At 60.5% G+C, this 18487-nt stretch carries 21 protein-coding genes; 2 read left to right on the top strand and 19 right to left on the bottom strand.

Annotation, left to right across the window (positions count from 1 at the left end; translation table 11 throughout):
* Position 1: 1 nt before the first annotated feature.
* The 7 genes from mraY to mraZ are packed head-to-tail and all read right to left on the bottom strand — an operon-like array spanning position 2 to position 7364.
* A complete protein-coding gene (gene mraY / locus I6L37_RS06525) occupies positions 2 to 1084 on the bottom strand; it encodes a phospho-N-acetylmuramoyl-pentapeptide-transferase (RefSeq protein ID WP_026456764.1) in 1083 nt (360 codons plus the stop codon).
* Positions 1078 to 2433: a UDP-N-acetylmuramoyl-tripeptide--D-alanyl-D-alanine ligase gene (murF, locus tag I6L37_RS06520; RefSeq protein ID WP_216993563.1), complete on the bottom strand. Its 1356-nt coding sequence runs from the start codon at positions 2431 to 2433 to the stop codon at positions 1078 to 1080. Before murF ends, mraY begins: the two co-directional genes overlap by 7 nt.
* Entirely contained in the window at positions 2430 to 3914 is a 1485-nt protein-coding gene (gene murE, locus I6L37_RS06515) for a UDP-N-acetylmuramoyl-L-alanyl-D-glutamate--2,6-diaminopimelate ligase (protein ID WP_216993562.1), read from the bottom strand. Before murE ends, murF begins: the two co-directional genes overlap by 4 nt.
* Positions 3895 to 5652 carry a penicillin-binding transpeptidase domain-containing protein gene (locus I6L37_RS06510; protein WP_042025075.1) on the bottom strand — a complete coding sequence of 586 codons (1758 nt, stop codon included), beginning with the start codon at positions 5650 to 5652 and terminating at the stop codon, positions 3895 to 3897. The genes murE and I6L37_RS06510 overlap by 20 nt, the downstream gene beginning before the upstream one ends.
* Positions 5649 to 5963: a cell division protein FtsL gene (ftsL, locus tag I6L37_RS06505; protein ID WP_026458062.1), complete on the bottom strand. Its 315-nt coding sequence runs from the start codon at positions 5961 to 5963 to the stop codon at positions 5649 to 5651. The genes I6L37_RS06510 and ftsL overlap by 4 nt, the downstream gene beginning before the upstream one ends.
* A 3-nt stretch (positions 5964 to 5966) precedes the next feature.
* The gene (rsmH, locus tag I6L37_RS06500) at positions 5967 to 6905 is read right to left on the bottom strand and encodes a 16S rRNA (cytosine(1402)-N(4))-methyltransferase RsmH (protein WP_042070833.1); all 939 of its coding nucleotides are present in this window, start codon (positions 6903 to 6905) and stop codon (positions 5967 to 5969) included.
* Positions 6906 to 7364 (bottom strand): division/cell wall cluster transcriptional repressor MraZ, encoded by a 459-nt coding sequence (mraZ, locus tag I6L37_RS06495; RefSeq protein ID WP_216993561.1) that lies wholly within the window; start codon positions 7362 to 7364, stop codon positions 6906 to 6908.
* 114 nt (positions 7365 to 7478) lie between these two features.
* On the opposite strand from mraZ, the gene I6L37_RS06490 reads away from it, so the two are divergent.
* Entirely contained in the window at positions 7479 to 7877 is a 399-nt protein-coding gene (locus tag I6L37_RS06490; RefSeq protein ID WP_216993560.1) for a hypothetical protein, read from the top strand.
* A 126-nt stretch (positions 7878 to 8003) separates the two neighbouring features.
* Positions 8004 to 9002, top strand: a complete 999-nt coding sequence (locus I6L37_RS06485) for a lytic transglycosylase domain-containing protein (RefSeq protein WP_197064429.1) — start codon at positions 8004 to 8006, stop codon at positions 9000 to 9002.
* Here I6L37_RS06485 and I6L37_RS06480 read toward each other — a convergent pair.
* The 12 genes from I6L37_RS06480 to I6L37_RS22055 all read right to left on the bottom strand — a co-directional run bounded on the left by I6L37_RS06480 (position 8944) and on the right by I6L37_RS22055 (position 18458).
* On the bottom strand, positions 8944 to 9405 hold the full coding sequence (locus I6L37_RS06480) for a PilZ domain-containing protein (RefSeq protein WP_026456516.1): 462 nt from the start codon (positions 9403 to 9405) through the stop codon (positions 8944 to 8946). The genes I6L37_RS06485 and I6L37_RS06480 overlap by 59 nt on opposite strands.
* On the bottom strand, positions 9386 to 10339 hold the full coding sequence (lafU, locus tag I6L37_RS06475; RefSeq protein ID WP_026456515.1) for a lateral flagellar motor protein LafU: 954 nt from the start codon (positions 10337 to 10339) through the stop codon (positions 9386 to 9388). The genes I6L37_RS06480 and lafU overlap by 20 nt, the downstream gene beginning before the upstream one ends.
* On the bottom strand, positions 10339 to 11196 hold the full coding sequence (gene lafT / locus I6L37_RS06470; RefSeq protein WP_026456514.1) for a lateral flagellar motor stator protein LafT: 858 nt from the start codon (positions 11194 to 11196) through the stop codon (positions 10339 to 10341). The genes lafU and lafT overlap by 1 nt, the downstream gene beginning before the upstream one ends.
* A gap of 51 nt (positions 11197 to 11247) precedes the next feature.
* Positions 11248 to 11958: a lateral flagellar system RNA polymerase sigma factor LafS gene (gene lafS / locus I6L37_RS06465; protein ID WP_026456513.1), complete on the bottom strand. Its 711-nt coding sequence runs from the start codon at positions 11956 to 11958 to the stop codon at positions 11248 to 11250.
* A gap of 6 nt (positions 11959 to 11964) precedes the next feature.
* Entirely contained in the window at positions 11965 to 12417 is a 453-nt protein-coding gene (gene lafF / locus I6L37_RS06460; protein ID WP_302057025.1) for a lateral flagellar basal body-associated protein LafF, read from the bottom strand.
* 49 nt (positions 12418 to 12466) lie between these two features.
* Positions 12467 to 13579, bottom strand: coding sequence for a flagellar hook-length control protein FliK (locus tag I6L37_RS06455; RefSeq protein ID WP_216993559.1), 1113 nt, complete (start codon positions 13577 to 13579; stop codon positions 12467 to 12469).
* Positions 13570 to 13866, bottom strand: coding sequence for a LafX (locus I6L37_RS06450; protein WP_156140985.1), 297 nt, complete (start codon positions 13864 to 13866; stop codon positions 13570 to 13572). Before I6L37_RS06450 ends, I6L37_RS06455 begins: the two co-directional genes overlap by 10 nt.
* Before the next feature lie 180 nt (positions 13867 to 14046).
* Positions 14047 to 14439 (bottom strand): lateral flagellar export chaperone LafC, encoded by a 393-nt coding sequence (gene lafC, locus I6L37_RS06445; RefSeq protein WP_042025072.1) that lies wholly within the window; start codon positions 14437 to 14439, stop codon positions 14047 to 14049.
* A gap of 42 nt (positions 14440 to 14481) precedes the next feature.
* Positions 14482 to 15765 carry a lateral flagellar capping protein LafB gene (gene lafB / locus I6L37_RS06440; RefSeq protein ID WP_026456510.1) on the bottom strand — a complete coding sequence of 428 codons (1284 nt, stop codon included), beginning with the start codon at positions 15763 to 15765 and terminating at the stop codon, positions 14482 to 14484.
* A 112-nt stretch (positions 15766 to 15877) separates the two neighbouring features.
* Entirely contained in the window at positions 15878 to 16717 is an 840-nt protein-coding gene (lafA, locus tag I6L37_RS06435) for a lateral flagellin LafA (RefSeq protein ID WP_026456509.1), read from the bottom strand.
* A 182-nt stretch (positions 16718 to 16899) separates the two neighbouring features.
* On the bottom strand, positions 16900 to 17175 hold the full coding sequence (locus tag I6L37_RS06430; protein WP_216993558.1) for a hypothetical protein: 276 nt from the start codon (positions 17173 to 17175) through the stop codon (positions 16900 to 16902).
* Positions 17175 to 18458 (bottom strand): motility associated factor glycosyltransferase family protein, encoded by a 1284-nt coding sequence (locus tag I6L37_RS22055; RefSeq protein ID WP_254203549.1) that lies wholly within the window; start codon positions 18456 to 18458, stop codon positions 17175 to 17177. Before I6L37_RS22055 ends, I6L37_RS06430 begins: the two co-directional genes overlap by 1 nt.
* Positions 18459 to 18487: the final 29 nt, after the last annotated feature.

Below are 18487 nucleotides of genomic sequence, written 5' to 3'. Positions count from 1 at the left end.
CTTATCTCACCTTCAGGGTGGCAAGACCCAGCAGCACCAGCACGAGGGTGATGATCCAGAAGCGCACGATGACGCGCGGCTCCGGCCAGCCCTTCTTCTCGTAGTGGTGATGGATCGGCGCCATGCGGAAGATCCGCACGCCACGCAGCTTGTAGGAACCGACCTGCAGGATCACAGAGACGGTCTCCATCACGAAGACCCCGCCCATGATCACCAGCAGGAACTCCTGGCGCACCAGCACGGCGATGGTACCGAGCGCGCCACCCAGTGCCAGGGAGCCCACGTCTCCCATGAAGACCTGGGCCGGATAGGTGTTGAACCAGAGAAAGCCCAGACCTGCCCCGACGATGGCGGTACAGACGATCACCAGCTCGGAGGTGTAGGGCACATAGGGGATATGCAGATAGCTGGCGAAGTTGACGTTACCGGTCGCCCAGGCTATCAGGGCAAAGCCCCCCGCCACCATCACGGTCGGCATGATGGCCAGGCCGTCGAGACCATCGGTCAGGTTGACCGCGTTGGAGGTGCCGACGATGACGAAGTAGGTCAGCAGGATAAACATCAGGCCGAGCTGGGGCATCACATCCTTGAGGAAGGGCACCACCAGCTGGGTCTGGCCATCGTGGGTCGCCGTGGTATAGAGGACGACCGCCACGATCAGCGCGACTGCCGACTGCCAGAAGTACTTCCAGCGGGCGATCAGACCGTCGGTATTCTTGCGCACCACCTTGAGGTAGTCATCGGCAAAACCGATGGCACCATAGGCCCCCAGCACGAACAGCACCAGCCAGACATAGGGGTTGTCGAGGCGGCACCAGAGCAGCACAGAGGTGAAGATGGCGGCCAGGATCATCAGACCGCCCATGGTGGGGGTGCCACGCTTGCTGAGGTGGGACTCGGGACCGTCGTTGCGGATCACCTGGCCGAATTTCAGGATCTGCAGGCGGCGGATGAGACGCGGCCCCAGCCAGAGCGCGACCCCCAGACCCGTGATGATCGACAGGATGGCGCGAAACGTCAGGTAGGAGAAGACGTTGAAGAAGGTGAAGTGCGGGGTGAGCAGTTCCGCCAGCCAGACTAGCATGAGGCTGACTCCTGACGGTCTTTGACCATCTCGACGATATCTTCCATACGGGAGCCGCGGGCCCCCTTGACCAGAATTGAAATTTCCTGATTTTTATCAATCATTTGCGCAAGCACTTCGAACAACGACGCCTTATTGTCAAAATGTCGGCCAGCCGCGGCATCTGCGGTATGGCGACTATGTTCCCCTACTGTCAGCACGGCATCCAGACCGCACTCGCGGGCATGACGGCCGACCCGGGCATGTTGCTCGGCAGACTCCTCACCCAGTTCCCGCATGTCACCGAACACCAGCACCTTGAAGCCACCCATGGCGGTCAGGGCATCGATGCCCGCCAGCACGGACTCCACGCTGGCGTTATAGGTATCGTCCACCAGGGTGAGGCCACCCCAGCGCAGGGCGCAGAAACGCCCCTTGACCGGCGCCATTTGCTCCAGGCCCGCCTTGACGGAGGCCAGTGATGCACCCAGCGCCAGGCAACCCGCCGCCGCCGCCAGGGCATTGGCCACGTTGTGGCGGCCCGGAATGGCCAGGGTCAGTGCCACTTCACCCTGTGGTGTCACCATCACGAATTCGGCACAGCCCTGCCCGTTGATCAGCAGATCGCGGGCATGGAATGGCTGGCTCTGATCGTCGATGGAGAAGGCACAGGTAATGCCGCGCTCGCGCCACTTGGGCCAGAACTCGTTGTCGGCATTGACGATGGCGGTGCCACCCTCGCCCAGCCCCTCGAAGATCTCGCTCTTGGCGTGAAACACCCCTTCCAGGGAGCCAAAACCCTCCAGATGGGCGGCCGCCACATTGTTGATGAGGGCGGCGTCGGGTCTGGCAAGGGAGGTGGTCCAGGCGATCTCGCCCGGGTGGTTGGCGCCCAGCTCCATCACCGCGAACTGGTGTTGCGGTTCCAGGCGCAGCAAGGTGAGCGGTACCCCCACCTCGTTGTTGAAGTTGCCGGCGGTGGCCAGCACCTCCCCTTCGTGGCGCAGGATGGCGGTCGCCATCTCCTTCACCGTGGTCTTGCCACAGCTGCCGGTGATGGCCAGCACTTTCGGATTGATGCGCTCGCGCACCAGCTTGCCAAGCAGCCCCAGCCCCTTGAGGCTGTCGGCCACCACCAACTGGGGCACGGCCAGCGGCAGTTCACGCTCAACCAGCAGGGCGGATGCCCCGGCGGCAACGGCCTGCTCACAAAAATCATGGGCATCGAAACGCTCGCCACGCAGGGCGACAAACAGGGCTCCGCCACCCAGAGTGCGGGTATCGGTACTGACTGCGGTGATCTCACCATCTTCACCAATCAGACGGGCATCGAGCGCCTGCGCCAGGTCGGCAAGCCTGAGGGTCATCATGTGAATGACTCCAATAATGTATGCAAGGCGGCGGCGACGGTTTCCCGGTCGCTGTAGTGCCGCTTGTCGGTTCCAATAATCTGATAATCCTCGTGGCCTTTGCCGGCCACCAGGATGATGTCCTGCTTGCTCGCCTGTCCAAGTGCCAGGTTGATGGCCCTGACCCTGTCGTGTTCCACCTGCACCGTCGCGGGATCGCGAAGACCCGCTACCATGTCGGCCATGATCCGGGCCGGATCCTCGGTGCGGGGATTGTCGTCGGTCAGGATCACCCGATCCGCAAACTGTTCCGCCACGGCGGCCATCATGGGACGCTTGCCGCGATCCCGGTCGCCACCACAGCCCACCAGACACCAGAGCTGGCCCTTGCAGTGCACCCGCAGGGCCTGCAACGCCTTCTCCAGGGCATCCGGGGTGTGGGCATAATCGACAACGGCAAGCGGCGCATCGCCACCGCCGAAACACTCCATGCGGCCAGTCACTGGTTGCAGTTGCGGCGCGGTGGCCAGCAGGGCGTCAAAGTCGTAGCCCAGCACCAGCATGACCCCCATGGCCGCGAGCACATTGCTGACGTTGAAGCGGCCGAGCAAGGGGGCGGATAATACACCATCCCCCCAGCTGGAGTTAATCCGTGCACGGAAACCTTGCTGATGAAAATCGAGTTGCTGCGCCGTTAACTGACGGCCAGGATGGTTCTCAACCGGACCATGGACACTGAAGGCGACCGCATCCGGGTATTTCGCCAGCCATTGGGCACCCAGTTCATCGTCCCGGTTTATCACCGCATGGCGTTCATCCACCAGTTGCAACAGCAGCTCCTTGGCGGCGCCATAGGCCTCCATGGTGCCGTGGTAGTCGAGGTGATCCCGGCTCAAGTTGGTGAACACGGCGGCGGCAAATGGCAGGGCTGCGACCCGGTATTGCACCAGACCATGGCTGGAGACCTCCATCGCCGCCAGATCCGCCCCTTGCGCCTGCAGGTCAGCGAGATTGGCCTGCACCTGGACGGCGCTGCCTGTGGTGTTTTCCGCCTCAATCAGCTCACCAAACAGCCCGTTACCTATGGTGCCCATCACCCCGGCCTTGCCCCCCAGCAGGGTGCGCCAGTTGGCGACCAGCAGCGCGGTCGTGCTCTTGCCATTGGTGCCGGTGATCCCCACCAGTTGCAGCTTGTTCGCCGGCTGATCGTAGAAATAGCCCGCCAGCTCGGAGAGACGGGCAGGCAGATCCACCATGCCGATACAGGGGATTGACGTCGCAGGAGCGACGAATTCATCGTCCTCCTCATACACAACAGCGGTCGCTCCCTGAGCCACCGCTTGTTCGATAAACCGTCTGCCGTCGACCTGATGCCCGCGAATGGCGATGAAGAGAGAGCCCGGGCCGACCCGCCGACTATCCAGCTGGATGTCGGTCAGGGGAAGCGCCGGCGCCTCGACTCCGAATGGGCGCAGCAACAGATCAAGTGCGCGGGACTGCATTGTTAGCCTCCGTACGGGCAAGTTTGGTGGGAACTGATGGCGGTACTGCATCGGGACGAATATTGAAGAGCTGCAGCACCCCTCCCATGGCCTCGGCAAAGGGTGGCGTCGCCACGGCGCCACCATAGTAGGCCTTGCCTTTGGGTTCGTTGATCACCACCACCATGACGAAGCGGGGATCGCTGGCCGGGGCAAACCCGGCAAACCAGGCCATGTAATCCTTGCCGTAGCCGCCAGCCACGGCAACCTTGGCAGTACCACTCTTGCCGCCGACCCGGTAACCCGGGATCTTGGCCTTGGGAATGGCGTTGTCGACCACGTATTCCAGCGCCTGCAGCATGGCGGCGGCGTTGTTGTGATCGATGACCTGCTCACCCTTGGGCGGCTTGGTCACCTTGACGATGGAGATGGGTACCCGCTTGCCCTTGTTGGCCAGGGTGGCGTAGGCAGACGCCAACTGCAGCGGGGTGACCCGCAGGCCATAGCCAAACGACAGGGTCGCCCGTTCGATATCGGACCAGCGACGACGCTGGGGCAGCATGCCGCTGCTCTCCCCCATCAGGCCGCTACCGGTATCCATGCCGAAGCCGAACATGCTGAGGGTGTTGATCATCTCCTGGGCCGGCATCCGCAGGGCGATGCGTGACATGCCGATGTTGGAGGAGTAACGCAGGATGTCGTACAGGTTGGTCGCCTTGTGGATACTCACGTCACGGATTTGCTTGGCCCCGATATAAAGCGGCCCGCCCGGAATGAAATCCTTCCAGCTGGTGACGCCTGCCTGCAATCCACTCAGCAAGATCAATGGCTTGATGGTGGAGCCCGGCTCGTAGGTATCGGTCACCACCCGGTTGCGCACCCGGAAGCTCTGGTACTGACCGCGGTTGTTGGGGTTGTAGGAGGGGGTGTTGACCATGGCGAGCACTTCGCCGGTCTTGATGTCCAGCATCACCATGGAGCCGGAGGTCGCCTTGTTCTCGTCGGTGGCGCGCTTGAGGGCGCGATAGGCCAACGCCTGCACCCGCTGATCGATGCTCAGCTGCAGATCGTTGGCGTTCTTGCCCTCCTTGACGATCCCCAGCCGTTCGATGACCCGGCCCTGCCTGTCCTTGCGCACCCGCATCTCGCCTGGGGTAGCGGTCAGCCACTCGTTGTAGCTGCGTTCGATCCCCTCGATGCCGCTGCCGTCGATGTTGGTTACTCCCACCAGATGGGCACTGATCTCGCCAGTCGGGTAGAAACGGCGCGACTCGGGGCGCAGGTAGACGCCCCCCAGCTTGAGCCCCTTGATGTACTCGGAAACCGCCGGCGTCACCTGCCGCTGCAGGTAGACGAAACGTTTGTTGGGATTGGCGATGCGCCGCTTGAGGGTGTTGATGTCGAGCTTGAGCACGGCGGAGAGCGCCAGCCAGGCCCGCTCGTTGTTGATGGCGCCGGACTCGTGCACCGTCTTGGGATCCGCCCAGACCGCCTCGACCGGCACGGAGACTGCCAGCTGTTCACCGTTGCGATCGGTGATCATGCCGCGCACCGCCTGGGTGGAGGTGGTACGCAGGGAGCGCATATCCCCCTCCTGGCGCAGGCGATCCGGATTGATCACCTGGATCCACGCCAGGCGCAGGATCAGGCCGACAAACGCAATGCCGATGAAGACCACCAGTGTGCGAAAGCGCCATGGATAGATGGAGGGCGCCTTGATATTCGCTTTGGCCGATTTGGCTGTCGCCTTGCGTTTCATGGTTGGGTTATTACCTTCTCGGTGGTCACCAGCGGGCGAGCCATCTGCAACTTGTCCATGGCCAGACTCGCCACCCGGGAGTGTTCCGCCAGAGTGCCCTGCTCCAGCAGGAGGTGACGCCACTCGATATTGAGGCGATCCTCTTCCGCCATCAGATCGTTCTGCTTGGCGGTCAGGCCGCGAGTCATGTTGGTCACCAGGATCACGGCAAAGGCGGTCACCAGCACGGCGACCGACAGAAAAATCTGCAGCTTGTGCCGCCAGAGATCGCTTGCGATCTCCTTGGCCAGATGAACGCGCACCTCACTCATGGTTTAATCCGCCAGACGCTCGGCCACTCGCAGCACCGAGCTGCGTGACCGGGTGTTTTCAGAGACTTCATGATCGGAAGGCTTGAGCGCCTTGCCGACCGACTTCAACTTGCGGCCACCCGCCAGCTGCGCCTCGGTGAGCGGGATGCCGTGTGGCACTTCCGGCCCCTTCTCGTGCTTGCGGATGAAATGCTTGACCAGCCGATCTTCCAGAGAGTGAAAGCTGATCACCGACAGGCGGCCATGAGGTGCCAGCACCTCCAGCGCACCATTCAGCGCAGTTTCAATCTCGTCCAGCTCGCTGTTGATATAGATGCGAATAGCCTGGAAGCTGCGGGTTGCGGCGTGCTTGCCCTTCTCCTTGCTGGGATTGACCCGGGCAATCATCTCCGCCAGCTGGCGGGTGCGCACATAGGGTTCGGTGACCCGATCGTGCACGATGGCGCGGGCAATCTTCTTGGCAAAGCGCTCCTCACCGAAGGTCTTCAATACCCAGGCGATGTCATCCACGTCAGCCTTGGCCAGCCACTCGGCGGCGCTCTGGCCCGTGGTGGGGTCCATCCGCATGTCGAGGGGGCCGTCTTTCATGAAGCTGAAACCGCGCTCGGCGTCATCCAGCTGGGGAGAAGAGACGCCCAGGTCGAGCAGGAAGCCGTCGACCTTGCCCAGCAGGCCACGCTCGGCCAGATAGCCGGTGATGCCGGAGAAGGGGCCATGCACAATCTCGAAGCGGGGATCCTGGATCTTGGCCGCCTCGGCGATGGCTTGGGGATCGCGATCGATGGCGATCAGCCGGCCATTGGGGCCCAGATGCTGGAGGATCAGACGGGAATGACCACCACGGCCAAAAGTACCATCGACGTAGACACCGTCCGGCTTGATGGCCAGACCTTCGACGGCTTCGTGCAACAGCACTGTGATATGTTCAGCGGCTTGGGTCATTTATAAAGAGAAATCCTGTAGTCGTGGTGAACTTGCCCAATCGTCCCCGGGCAGTCCCAAGATGTCGTCATTGACCTGTTGCTGCCAGCGGGCTTCATCCCACAACTCAAACTTGTTGAGCTGGCCCACCAGCATGATCTTCTTGTCCAGCCCGGCGTGGGTGCGCAGCGGCTGGCTGAGCAGCAGACGGCCATTGCCGTCCAACTCGCATTCGGTGGCATGTCCCAGCAGCAGGCGCTGCAAGCGGCGCTCCTGGGGGTGCATGCTGGAAAGGGTCCTGAGCTTGCGCTCGACCTCTTCCCATTCGGTCAGGGGATAAAGGAGCAGACAGGGGTGGGCAATATCGATGGTGCAGACCAGCTGGCCGTCGCTTTCATCGCGCAGCCAGTCACGAAATTTGGTCGGAATCGCCAATCGCCCTTTGCTGTCCAGGCTGATGGCGTGAGCGCCACGCAACAAATTGAAGTCCCTGAAAGGTAAATGAGTGGCTGGATGCCCCTCTAAAAACCACTTTGATCCACTTTTCCCCACCCTGAAGTTTAAGGACGTGCAAGGGGCTTTTCAAGCAAGGAGATGGGACAGGGGGAACATATTGGCGCGGCGTTTCCGCAGTGCCGATTAAATGAGTTGATTTTTCACAAGTTATTTATTTGGAAACCGGTGAAGATTAATTTTTGCCAAGGAAGTCGCGACCACTCATGGCGCAATAATGAAGCGGAACAATACGACTGCACACAAAATAATGCTTACGCCTACGACCGGATAAATGATGTAACTATCACTGAAACGGCGGGCTCGCAGGCACACCAGCTGGCAGAGCAACAAGTTGTACACAATCAGCAGCAGGGTGAGCAGGATATTCACACCCAGAGTCAGTTCACCGGCATGCCAGATGTACAGCCCCATCAATACAAAATTGGCGAGGATCAGGTAGAGCAGGAACTTCTGGATTATTTTCCCCGCTTTGGGTGACTTTTTGACTCGTGCTATCATGTTTTACATCCTTGACTCCACATGACCTAGCGACTAAACCCATCAAAAACTGTTGAGATATATCATGTTTTTTCCATTATGCCTGCATTTCCCCGGCAACAGAAAATGACATTCCCAAGATTGTATCTGGCCCTGGGACTATTTTTATTCTCTTCAGTTTGTCTCGCTTACGATAAATATCACTGGCAAAGCGGCTTTCCTGCCCCGATCCAGGGGGAAGGAGCGACTCTGGTTGCCCAGCAGCACGAATATCTGCTGAAGCAGAAATCCTATTTGCAGCGCCGACTGGCGGACAACCAACCCGTGATCCGCTGGATATCCGAGCAGGTCAAAAACCGCCATCTTCCCCCCTTACTGGCGTTTGTTCCCCTGATTGAGAGCAGCTATCGCCTCGATGTCGTCTCCGCCGCCGGCGCAGCGGGCCCATGGCAGTTGATGCCGGACACGGCGACCCGTTTTTCCGTGCCCATCACCCGCGAGTTCGATGGTCGCTACTCGCTCCCGCTGGCTACCGAGGCAGCCCTCACTTATCTGGGCTGGCTCTATCGTTTCTTCGGTGAAAACTGGCTGCTGGCGCTGGCAGCCTATAACGCCGGCGAGGGGCGCGTCTTGAAAGCGGTCATGAGGGCGGAGAGCCGCAACGTCTGGGAACTGGACCTGCCGACCGAAACCCGGCTATATGTGGCGCGGTTCGTCGCGCTCGCCAATCTGCTCGACCGGGCCGAACGTTTCCAGTTGCAACTGCCGCCCTGGCAAGCAGGATCCGATGTGCAGGTATTCCAGAGAGTCGCCAATTGCTCTCTCATGGCGTGGGCTTCGGCAAAAGGCATCTCGATGAACCAGGCACTGCGCTGGAACCCGGCCTGGCAACTGCCAGAGGCCAGCGGCATCGGCAACTGTCCTGTGGTATATCGCAAGGAAGAGAAAGTCATGGTCGCCGGACAACCAGTCCGGCCGCAGGAGAGAAAGGCGGTCTCCCTCGAGAGCCTGCACGATCCCTTGTTGCTGCGGGCTGCCCGGGGATTGGACATGACCCGCAGCGAGATCAGGCTGCTCCCTTCTCCGGATCCGTTGGGGATGGGTCAGACGCGGCCTCTGTTCTGAGCGCCCTGAAGCAATGGCGCCAGTGGCTGAGCAAGGGAGCCAGATCCACCTGTTCGGGCTCGCTCCAGCGAGCGCCATAGAAACGCAGGTAGCGGCCGATACCCCGGCGATGAGTGATATGGCAGGTCAGGGTCATGGCGGGAGCCAGCTTCAGGGTCACCTGTTCGGGCAACTCGAAGCGGGCCGGCGCTAGAAATCCGACGCCTCCCGGCCCCAGATCCTTGATCACCGCCCGACCTATGCTGCGGTCAAACAACAGGCCCGATACCAACAGACGGGCCGCGATACCGCAGCTCTGTGACTCCAGCGGCGTGGTGCCGTCGTGCAGGTACCAGCGCGGCAGCTTGCGTCTGGGATCATCACTGCTGTTTTGAAACAACAGATCAGTTTCTTGAATTTCCATGGTTAAGGGCATCCTTGGCCTGCTGGGCAGCAGCCTGGGTTTGGGAACTGAACAGTTGTTTCAGGCTGTTTTCCGCCTGGGTCGTCATGATCAGCAATTCGATACGGCGATTCTGGCTGCTGTGGGGATTTGCCCGATCTTCCAGCATGGTATCCGACATGGCGCTTACCTGGCCAACCCGATCGGGTGGCATGCCGCCCGCCTGCAGTACCCGTCTCGCCATCATGGCGCGATCCGACGACAACTCCCAGTTGCTGTAGTTGTCGCCCGCAAAGGGGGTGCTGTCGGTGTGACCCGAAATCATGATCTTGTTCTCGATGCGCTGGAACACGGGCGCCAGCGCCAGCAGCATGTGACGGAAGAAGGGGGTGATACGTGCGCTGCCGCGGCTGTACATCTCCCGCTGCTCGTCGTCCCGGATCAGGATCCGCAATCCCTGTGGCACCAGCTGCAGTTCAAGGTTGTTCTTGGCCTGCACCTCATCCGCCAGCGAGCCGATGAAACCGGCCAGCTGTTTCATCTGTGCTTCCCCTTCGATCTTGCCGACCAGCAGGCTCTCGTAGCCGTTCTTGCCTTCATCCGAGAAAATGCTCCTGTTGCCCGAGATATGTCTCGGCATCGGCTGGCCTTCGGTCTGGTATTTGGGCATGACTTCGTCAAGCACGGAGGGATTGCCCCCGAGATCGACCGGGTAGGGGCTGTTTCTGATATCGAAAGGGTTCGCCTCGCTGTCCATGATGCTGTAGTCACGCAGACGACTGGCCACCACTTCCCGCTCCTCCTGGTTGGAGACGGCGAGGATCCAGAGCACCATGAAGAAGGCCATCATGGCCAGGGTGAAATCGGCGAAAGCAACCTTCCAAGCGCCCCCGCTCTTGGGACCGGTGTTGCGACGCTGCTGGCGCTTGACGATGATCTGTTCGTGATTGCGCATTACATCGCCCTGTTGGTCACCCAGTCTTCCAGCTCAAGGAAGCTGGGCTTGACCTCAGGCTCCAGGATCTTGCGACCGGAATCCACCGCCAGCAGGGGAGTCTTGCCACGCAACTGAGCCAGCAGAATGGACTTGATGCACATCAGCAGGCCGATGCGACGCTTGACCATCTCCTCCATGGCGTTGCTGAGGGGTTCGAGCAGGCAGTAACAGAAGAAGATGCCGAGGAAGGTGCCGACCAGCGCAGCAGCCACATGCACGCCTATGTTGCTGAGCGGACCGTCCAGCTGCTGCATGGTGATGATGATCCCCATGACCGCCGCCAGAATGCCAAAGCCCGGGCATGCCTCGCCGGTCTTGTGCAGGGCATGGGCCGGCTTGAGCATATCTTCCTCGATGGCCATGATCTCCTGCTCCAGCAGGGTATCGAGCTCGTGAGGAGTGATCTTGCCCATCCCCAGCAGGCGCAGGTTCTCGACGATGAAGCCGAGCAGCTGGGGATCTTCAGAAACCTGGGGATACATCAAAAACACCGAGCTCTGCTGGGGATTCTCAATGTGTTCATCGAGGGCCTTCATCCCCTTGCTGCGGGTCTCTTCCAGCAGTTGGTGCATCAGGGTCAGCAGCTCGCGGTAGACTTCTTTCTCTTCCTTGTTCGGCTTGAAGCACTGTTTGATCTGCCGCCACATCTCATGCATCACCTCCTTGGAGTTGCCCAGAAACATGGAGCCAGCCGCCGCGCCAATAATGATGATGAGTTCCGAAGGCTGCCACAGCGCGATCGGGTTGCCCCCGGCCATCATGAAGCCCCCCAGCACACATATTAAAGTGACACCGATGCCGATCTGTTTTTGCATGAATGCTCCCGCACAATTGAACGAACCCCACCCGCCAAGGGGAAGAGACTACTATATGGAGTCGACCAGTCTCTGCTTTAGCTGAAGCACGCATTGCTTGTGCAGCTGACAAACTCTGGATTCCGTGAGCCCGAGCACCAGCGCAATCTCTTTCATGTTCAGTTCGTGCTGGTAGTAGAGGGAGAGCAGCAGCTGCTCGCGCTTGTCCAGCGACTTGAGCACCTTGCTGATGGTCATGGCGAGATCAGTGTCATCCGACTCGGCGGCCGGAGCCCGGCCACCGTTTTCGAGCCAGTCCTCGAGGCTCTGCAGAGCCTCCGCCTGACTGGCATAGGCCAGCTGGCGCACCTCGTCGACGGAGCAGTCGAGGGCCTGTGCCAACTCCTGTTCCGTCGGCACGCGCCCCAAGCGGTTGTGCAGCTCCCGCTGCATCTGGTTGTGGCCATGAACCTGCTGGCGCAGCTGGCGAGGGCGCCAGTCAAGTCTGCGCAATTCGTCCAGCATGGCGCCACGGATCCGCTTGAACGCATAGCTCTCAAACTGGGCATCCGGCTCACTGCCGTAGCGACGCCAGGCCTCCAGCAGCCCCATCATGCCGACCTGCTCCATGTCTTCCTGGTCGAAGGCGGCCGTCACCTGACTGCGCAGGTGGCTGGCGGCACGCTTAACCAGCGGCAGATAACGGGTGAGGATGGTCTGTTCGCTCGTGGCCGGCGCACTGGTGCCGAACTCGTGCTGCATATCCCAGGCGGAGTCGATCATGAGGGGTTACTGCACCAGTACCTTGGTGATCAGCACCTCGTCGAGATAGGGCTTGTAGCCATAGCTCTGCAGGGTTGTGACCAGTTTGCCCAGCAGGGAGGTCTGCAAGGCAGTGATATCCTTGAGCTCCTTCTGGACATCGTCATTGGAGCGGTGACTGAAGTACTGCACCATGGCGTTGCGGATAAGCGGGTTGAGCATACGCAGCTCCTCCAGCTGGGCGGGATTATGGGTCACCAGCGCCAGCTCCAGCACCAGCACCAGGTAGTGGGACTGGGAATCCCCCTCCAGGCTTATCACGAACCGATCCAGCGGCTTGAACAGCGGCTTTTCGCTCAACTCGGGTTTGGGCTCTTCCAGCCCCAGCCAGACGGCGATCAGATCGCGCTTGAGATAAGCACCATAAGCCAGGGCGGCCAGCAAGACGATCGCCAGCACGACTATCATCAACCACTTCATCACTCGCCGAATCATATCAATCCACTCTCTCTTTGCCTGAAGGCAACGGTTACACCAGGGTATTCAACCAATCGGGACGGCTCTTGCCGCTCTGCTCCAGCTCATCAAGCCACTGTTGGCGTCCGGCCAGGATCTCGTCTCCCTGCCAGCGCTGTTTGGGGTTCTGCTCCCCCCCTTGCCCGACATTGACGTCGACGCCGCCAGAGTGGTGGGGAGCCAGGCTCATGCGCAGCCGCTCCATCGACTGGATCAGGGCATCGCGCACGGCGGGGTTGGTCGCATTGAGCTGCACGTTGAGGCGATCGCCCTCGACCCGCACGGTCAACTCCAGCCGACCCAGCTCGGGAGGATCGAGCCGGATATGCGCTTGCTTGACCTGCTGGTTCACCTGCAGCTCGACCTTGTCATGAAGCAGGCTCATCAGTTGCTGCCCCCACTGGGCCTGATTGTCCGGCAGCTTGACCGGGGCCCACTGGTATTCGGCAGGCTTGCTCGGCGCCAGCTGGCTGGCCGGCAGCACCATGAGTTTCGGATCAAGCGCCACCGGCTCCCGCTCGCCGCTCTGGGGCTGGGCATTGAGCATGGGTTGCAGGGTGCTGATCAGCCTGGCCTGCACTCCTTCCCGTACTGCCCCCTTGGCATCCCCTGCGGCGCGAGCCTGCTCGGCCACGGGGGCTGCAGAGGCATCCTGACCGGGCAAGGCACTCTCCTTGAGCTGGGGAGCAGCATTGCTGAACGCAACGCTCCCCTGTTCAGCCAGCAGGGTGCGCTGCTGCAGGCCACGAAACGAGAGCGGTGGCTGGGTCAGGGCAACCTCTTCCACCATCTGTGCCGGTGGCACGGCTCCCTGGGACGGGATCGGAGACACGGCTCCGCTTGCCGACTGCTGGACACGCTCTTCCAGCAATACGAAGGAGGGCAACATGCGGCTGAATGCCTGCAACTGTTCGCTCGCCCCCTCCAGCTGTTCCCCTTGCACTTCATCGGTCACTGGGGCCTGTACGAAGCCAGCCACCGGCTCCGCCTGCAACTCTTCCTGCGCCAGGGCATCCGCCTGCAGGTAGGAGTCATCCCCCTCCTGCGACGACTGGTTCAGTCTGTGTTTCGCAAATGATTCTCGGGTCGGTGCGAGTTCACCACCCGCCAGCGGGATCATTGCCATTGTTGTACCTCGTCATAGGCTGCCAACCCCTCGCGCTGACCATTGAGCGCCTGCCACGCCCCCTTGAGGCGATCGGTCTCGTGCTGGCAAAGGGTGATGGCACTCTGATAGAGGGTTCTGACCTCTGCTCTCGTGGTGGCCATCGCCGCCCAGCTTTGCGGGTGCTTGTCCGCCATCTGGCTGGCAAAACGTGCCAGCCTGGCATCCGTCTCTTTCAGGACTTCCCATTCCCCTGCCTGCGCCTGCTGCAACAGCAGACGCGCCAGTCCGAGCACTTGCAATGACAACCGCTCCTGTTCCTGAGGGGACAGGGGTCGTGCTGTATCAAGGGACATAAATGGGTACCAAATGAGATTCTTTTGCTGACATGCCCAGAGCTAAGCAAAGAGCACGCCAGAATGATATTGCGCCCCGCATCGCGGCGGAGCGCAAGATCCGGGGAACAGGCGGGAAACTGCACTTCCGCCTTAACGGGGTTGACGGGCCATGACTTCCCATCCGTCCTTCAGTTCACCCAGAATGCTGCGCACTTCGGCAAAACCGGCCACATTGTTGGACACGCTGATCTCGAACAGCTTCTGTCCGCAATAGTCATAGAGACGATGCAGATTGGCGGCCAGCTCACCCCCCTTCTCCATGTCCAGAGCGCTGTCGAGCCCTCCCAGGATCTGCAGGCACTTGCTGATCGCCTGTCCCTTGCGCTCAAACTGCTTGGCCAGAATGTGCCCCTCAGCCCTGGCAATCTCGTCCAGCAGGCCATCCATCAGCATCAGCACCAGCTGGTGCGGATCAGCGCTGGCCGCCTTGGCCTGGGTGGCAGCAAACTGGTAAGCATCATAACCATCTTGAGGTTCAAACATCTCGGACTCGCTCGATTAAGGTTCTGCGACAGAGTGGTGACGTCAGAACGCCCCCATGCTCTGCAGCATCTGGTTCATAGTGGTGAACTGGTTGAGGTAGCGTTTATACGCGGCTTCCATCTTGCGATCCAGCGCAGCCATCCGGTCATTGACCCGTTTTTCATTGGCATCCAGACCGGCGTTGCGCGACTTGAGCACGCCATCACGCTTGACGTAAGGGTCGAGATCCGTGCTCATCCGCTTGAGCAGACCATCATCCCCCAGCAGAGCCTTGCCCAGCAGCTCAGGATCCTTCTCCAGCGCCTTGTTGAAGTCGGTCTCGTTGAAGGAGAGTTTGCCGTATCGGTCGGTCTTGATCCCGAGCGAACCCAGGGTCATGCCGTTGGGCAGATCCCGCACGCTGTTTCCCAGCATGCTCTTGAGGCTGCGGATGCCGCTGTCCGATGCCAGCGCTCCCGGTGATTTGGGGTCGCTCGAGGTCATCTTGGCCAGCTCGTCCACCAGCTCGTTGTAACTGTCGACAAACTTCTTGAGTGAACCGGTGACCGCCTCCTTGTCCTGGGCGACTACCACCTGCAGCGGCGCCTCCCCCGGCTTTTGCGCTTTGGTCAGCTCCAGGGTCAGGCCGTCGATGACATTCTCCACCTTGTTGCTGGCGGAGACTATGGTCAGCGGGTTGTCCCCCCCCATCTGCAGCTTGGCATCCTGCGCCTTGGTGATGTCGCGCTTGCCGGCCAGAGCCGTGCCCAGCATGTCGCCCGCATCGCCGGAATAGTTGATGGCGATGGCGTTTTCGGTACCGGTTTCGGTGCTGGTCAATACCAGGTTGACCTTGCCATCGGAGCGCACCAGGGTGGCCTTGACCCCGGGATTGTCCTTGGCGTCATTGATTTCGGACACCAGGTCCTTGACGGTGGAACCGGCGGGCAGGCTGGCCAGATCGATCTCCAGCTTCTTGCCCTTCACCTCCAGCGAGAGGGTGCCGGTGGCGGGCAGCTGGGCGCTCTCGCTATCCAGGGAGAGGCCGACCTGATGAGCCTGGGCAAGCTGTTCGACAAAGAGGTTGTACTGGCCTGAGCTGGCGGTGCCATCGCTGGTCACTTTCATGAACCCTTCTTGCGAGACCGTCCCCTTCTGGGCCTGCAGGTTGGAGGCCTTGTTGAGATCCTTGAGCATGGTCTGGAAGCTGGAGAGCTTGGTGTGCAGGGCTGTGAGCGCCTTGCGCTGACCCGTGATGCTGTCCATCTGCTTTTTCAGCAGTTTGTCCATGTTCTGCCGCTCAAGGGCGACCAGTTGCATCGCCGTGCTGGCGGGATCGATCTGCATTCTTCATACCCTTCTTGAAAGCTTGATGGCATGTCTGTGGCAAAAGGCCGGTTTCCCCTTTGCCCCAGACACGGCAAGAAAACGGGCCACCCGCAGGCGGCCCGCCACACCATTAACGCAGCAGGGAAGTTACCATGCCGGTCATCTGGTTGGAGTTGGACAGCACGGACATGCCAGCCTGCATCAGCATCTGGTTCTTGGTCATGCTGGTGGTTTCCTGGGCGAAGTCGGCATCCATGATGCGACCGTTGGCCATGTCGGTGTTCTCTTTCATGTTGGAGAGGTTGTTGATGGTGTGGTCCAGACGGTTGATGTTTGCACCGAAGGTGGAACGGGCTTCACCAATCTTCTCCAGCATGCCTTCCATCGCGGTGATCTGGGCAGAGGCAGTGCCAGCAGTCAGGTCGGCAGCGGCAGCGGTACTGATGGCGGTGTTGACGCTCTGAACCTTGGTGGAAGCGTCCATTTTCAGCACTTCATCCTTGCTGCCACCGATCTGGAAGGAAACGGCTTCTTTCTCGAACTTGCCATCTTTCTTCAGCAGAGCAGTGCCACCGAAGGTGGTGTTGTCACGGATGTTTTCCAGCTCTGCGCCCAGCTCTTTGAACTCGGCGTTCATGGCTTCGATGTCTTTGGTGCTGTTGGTGCCGTTGGCAGCCTGGGTAGCCAGATCTTTCATGCGCTGGGTGATGTTGGTCATCTCGTCCATGGCGCCTTCGGCGGTCTGCATCATGGAGATGGCATCCTGGGCGTTGCGCATACCGACTTTCTGGCCGTTGGACTGGGCCTGCAGACGGGTGGCGATTTGCAGACCGGCTGCGTCATCGGCGGCGGAGTTGATACGCAGACCGGTACCCAGACGCTGCATGGCGGTGCCCAGCATCTTGTTGGTGCTGTTCAGCTGGCTTTGGGTGGTCATGGATGCGAAGTTGGTATGAATGGACAAGCCCATGGTGATTTCCTCTATGTGGGGCTGCGCAGCAGCTTGTTTGGTTGACAAAGAGTAAGGACGACCATGGCCCGCCAAAAATTGAGAATCCGGACCAGTTTTTTTTCACCCTGCAGCCGCACACGGCCTCCCAAATAAAAATGCCGGCACCGGGCCGACATTTTCTCTTCTTTGCCAATCCGTCCCTATGACAGCTCGGCGGCCAGCCGGTCCAGCAGCACCGGCAGTTCAAACTCCAGATAGTCGCACAGACCGAACCAGTCATGGCGCTCCTGACACTGCAGCAGCAGCTTGGAGAGGGCCAGCATCTCCCCCTGCACATCGGCAGACATCTGGGGCATGAAGGGGATCAGCAGTTGCAGCATGCGACCGCACTCATAGCAGGCGGCCTCATCCTGACCGGCCCGCAGCATGCCCGCCAACGCATCCGCCCCTGACTTGAAGCTCTCGATATCCAGCATCAGGCGAACTCCTCGTTATAGGTGGTACCCAGAATGCGGGCCCCTTCCCGGCTGCTGTTCATAAAGCGAACCCCGGGCTGCATCTTGATGTAGAGCTCCATATAGTTCAGATAGATACAGAAGCTCAGCAGGGTTTTTACCGGTGCACCATGACCGTTTGGTACGGTACGGCGACCGTAATGGGACTGGGCCCCCAGCTGCCCCTCATCCCAGCCGGTATGGCTCTTGTCTCTCGGATAGGCAAAATCGGCCCCGAACAGGGTGATCTGCCGGGCCCCCATCTTCACCGCCAGATCGGTGGCGGGGTGGATCACGCTGCCACCGGTAAACAGAGTGGCCCGTGGAGCGACCCTGTTGAGCTCGGCATAGCTATCCAGCTGCTCGTAGGCACCGTAACGCGGCCCCTTCCAGCCGGAGAGTACGGCCTTGCTCACCATGGGGATGTAGACCAGGGCAATATCGTCAGACCACTCGGGGTGCAGGATCCCCTGGTGAATGTTGATATCCACGCTGACCACTATGTCGGGCCGGATCCCGTGCTCCTGCAAGGGACGCAGGGCAGTATCCACGCTGATGAACAGGGGGCGGTTCGCCTGCTCCCTAATTTGCCTGAGCCTGGGCAGATGATCCGCCAGGGTGGGGCCGGTCGCCAGAATATAAGCTTCCCGTCCCTTCAGGGTGTTGAACAGGCTGGCCACATCCCGATCCTGATGCAGCAACTCGAGGTTGTCGTGCAGGCGATTGACGATCCTGTCGCTGGCATATTCGGCGTTGAACAGCTCACGGCGGCTCTGGATCAATACCCGATCCCGGATCTTGGCGCTCTGTTCGTCGGCCAGCTCCAGCTCGGAGGCTAGGAACAGGAAGGGGGACATCACCAGCTCGTTCTCTTCCGGCAGCATCAGCCGCACCCTGGGGTCGGCCAGCCAGTCCCCCTGATCCGTCAGGTGCAGCACCAGCGCAAAGACGGCGGAGTTCATCACCTTGATGTTGAGCTGGCGCAGCCGTTTGCGGCGCAGCAACACCCTGGGCAGATCTCCGAGTCCGGTCCCGTACAGGGTCAGCTCGCCGAGATCCTCGGGGGCACCTGCGGCAATTTTTTCGGCCTCGCGTACCCTGTCATGACGGCTGGTCAGCTGGATGCCATTGATGACGAGGGTGGAGCTCAACCCTTCAATGAGTTCGGCCGGTACGGCATTGATGTCACAGCCTTGCAGATGGGCCAGCAGGCGCGGCCAGCGCCTGGCCAGCACCTCGGCGTGCTGCGGGAAGTAGTCAATCATGGTTTTGCTGCCACTTGATATGAGGTATC

The organism is Aeromonas sp. FDAARGOS 1407, from assembly GCF_019048725.1.
Taxonomy (GTDB): Bacteria; Pseudomonadota; Gammaproteobacteria; order Enterobacterales; family Aeromonadaceae; genus Aeromonas; species Aeromonas enteropelogenes.
Note: the sequence above shows the minus strand (reverse complement) of the source record. Positions and strands in the feature narration are given on the sequence as shown.

Excerpts from the sequence above, each read along its gene's own strand:
- murF (WP_216993563.1), bottom strand. The coding sequence starts at position 2,433 with ATGATGACCCTCAGGCTTGCCGACCTGGCGCAGGCGCTCGATGCCCGT.
- I6L37_RS06455 (WP_216993559.1), bottom strand. The coding sequence starts at position 13,579 with ATGGCAATGATCCCGCTGGCGGGTGGTGAACTCGCACCGACCCGAGAA.
- lafF (WP_302057025.1), bottom strand. The coding sequence starts at position 12,417 with ATGAAGTGGTTGATGATAGTCGTGCTGGCGATCGTCTTGCTGGCCGCC.
- lafB (WP_026456510.1), bottom strand. The coding sequence starts at position 15,765 with ATGCAGATCGATCCCGCCAGCACGGCGATGCAACTGGTCGCCCTTGAG.
- rsmH (WP_042070833.1), bottom strand. The coding sequence starts at position 6,905 with ATGACCCAAGCCGCTGAACATATCACAGTGCTGTTGCACGAAGCCGTC.
- I6L37_RS06485 (WP_197064429.1), top strand. The coding sequence starts at position 8,004 with ATGACATTCCCAAGATTGTATCTGGCCCTGGGACTATTTTTATTCTCT.
- I6L37_RS06480 (WP_026456516.1), bottom strand. The coding sequence starts at position 9,405 with ATGGAAATTCAAGAAACTGATCTGTTGTTTCAAAACAGCAGTGATGAT.
- lafS (WP_026456513.1), bottom strand. The coding sequence starts at position 11,958 with ATGATCGACTCCGCCTGGGATATGCAGCACGAGTTCGGCACCAGTGCG.
- lafU (WP_026456515.1), bottom strand. The coding sequence starts at position 10,339 with ATGCGCAATCACGAACAGATCATCGTCAAGCGCCAGCAGCGTCGCAAC.
- lafT (WP_026456514.1), bottom strand. The coding sequence starts at position 11,196 with ATGCAAAAACAGATCGGCATCGGTGTCACTTTAATATGTGTGCTGGGG.
- mraY (WP_026456764.1), bottom strand. The coding sequence starts at position 1,084 with ATGCTAGTCTGGCTGGCGGAACTGCTCACCCCGCACTTCACCTTCTTC.
- lafA (WP_026456509.1), bottom strand. The coding sequence starts at position 16,717 with ATGGGCTTGTCCATTCATACCAACTTCGCATCCATGACCACCCAAAGC.
- murE (WP_216993562.1), bottom strand. The coding sequence starts at position 3,914 with ATGCAGTCCCGCGCACTTGATCTGTTGCTGCGCCCATTCGGAGTCGAG.
- I6L37_RS22055 (WP_254203549.1), bottom strand. The coding sequence starts at position 18,458 with ATGATTGACTACTTCCCGCAGCACGCCGAGGTGCTGGCCAGGCGCTGG.
- I6L37_RS06490 (WP_216993560.1), top strand. The coding sequence starts at position 7,479 with ATGGGACAGGGGGAACATATTGGCGCGGCGTTTCCGCAGTGCCGATTA.
- I6L37_RS06510 (WP_042025075.1), bottom strand. The coding sequence starts at position 5,652 with ATGAAACGCAAGGCGACAGCCAAATCGGCCAAAGCGAATATCAAGGCG.
- ftsL (WP_026458062.1), bottom strand. The coding sequence starts at position 5,963 with ATGAGTGAGGTGCGCGTTCATCTGGCCAAGGAGATCGCAAGCGATCTC.
- I6L37_RS06430 (WP_216993558.1), bottom strand. The coding sequence starts at position 17,175 with ATGCTGGATATCGAGAGCTTCAAGTCAGGGGCGGATGCGTTGGCGGGC.
- lafC (WP_042025072.1), bottom strand. The coding sequence starts at position 14,439 with ATGTTTGAACCTCAAGATGGTTATGATGCTTACCAGTTTGCTGCCACC.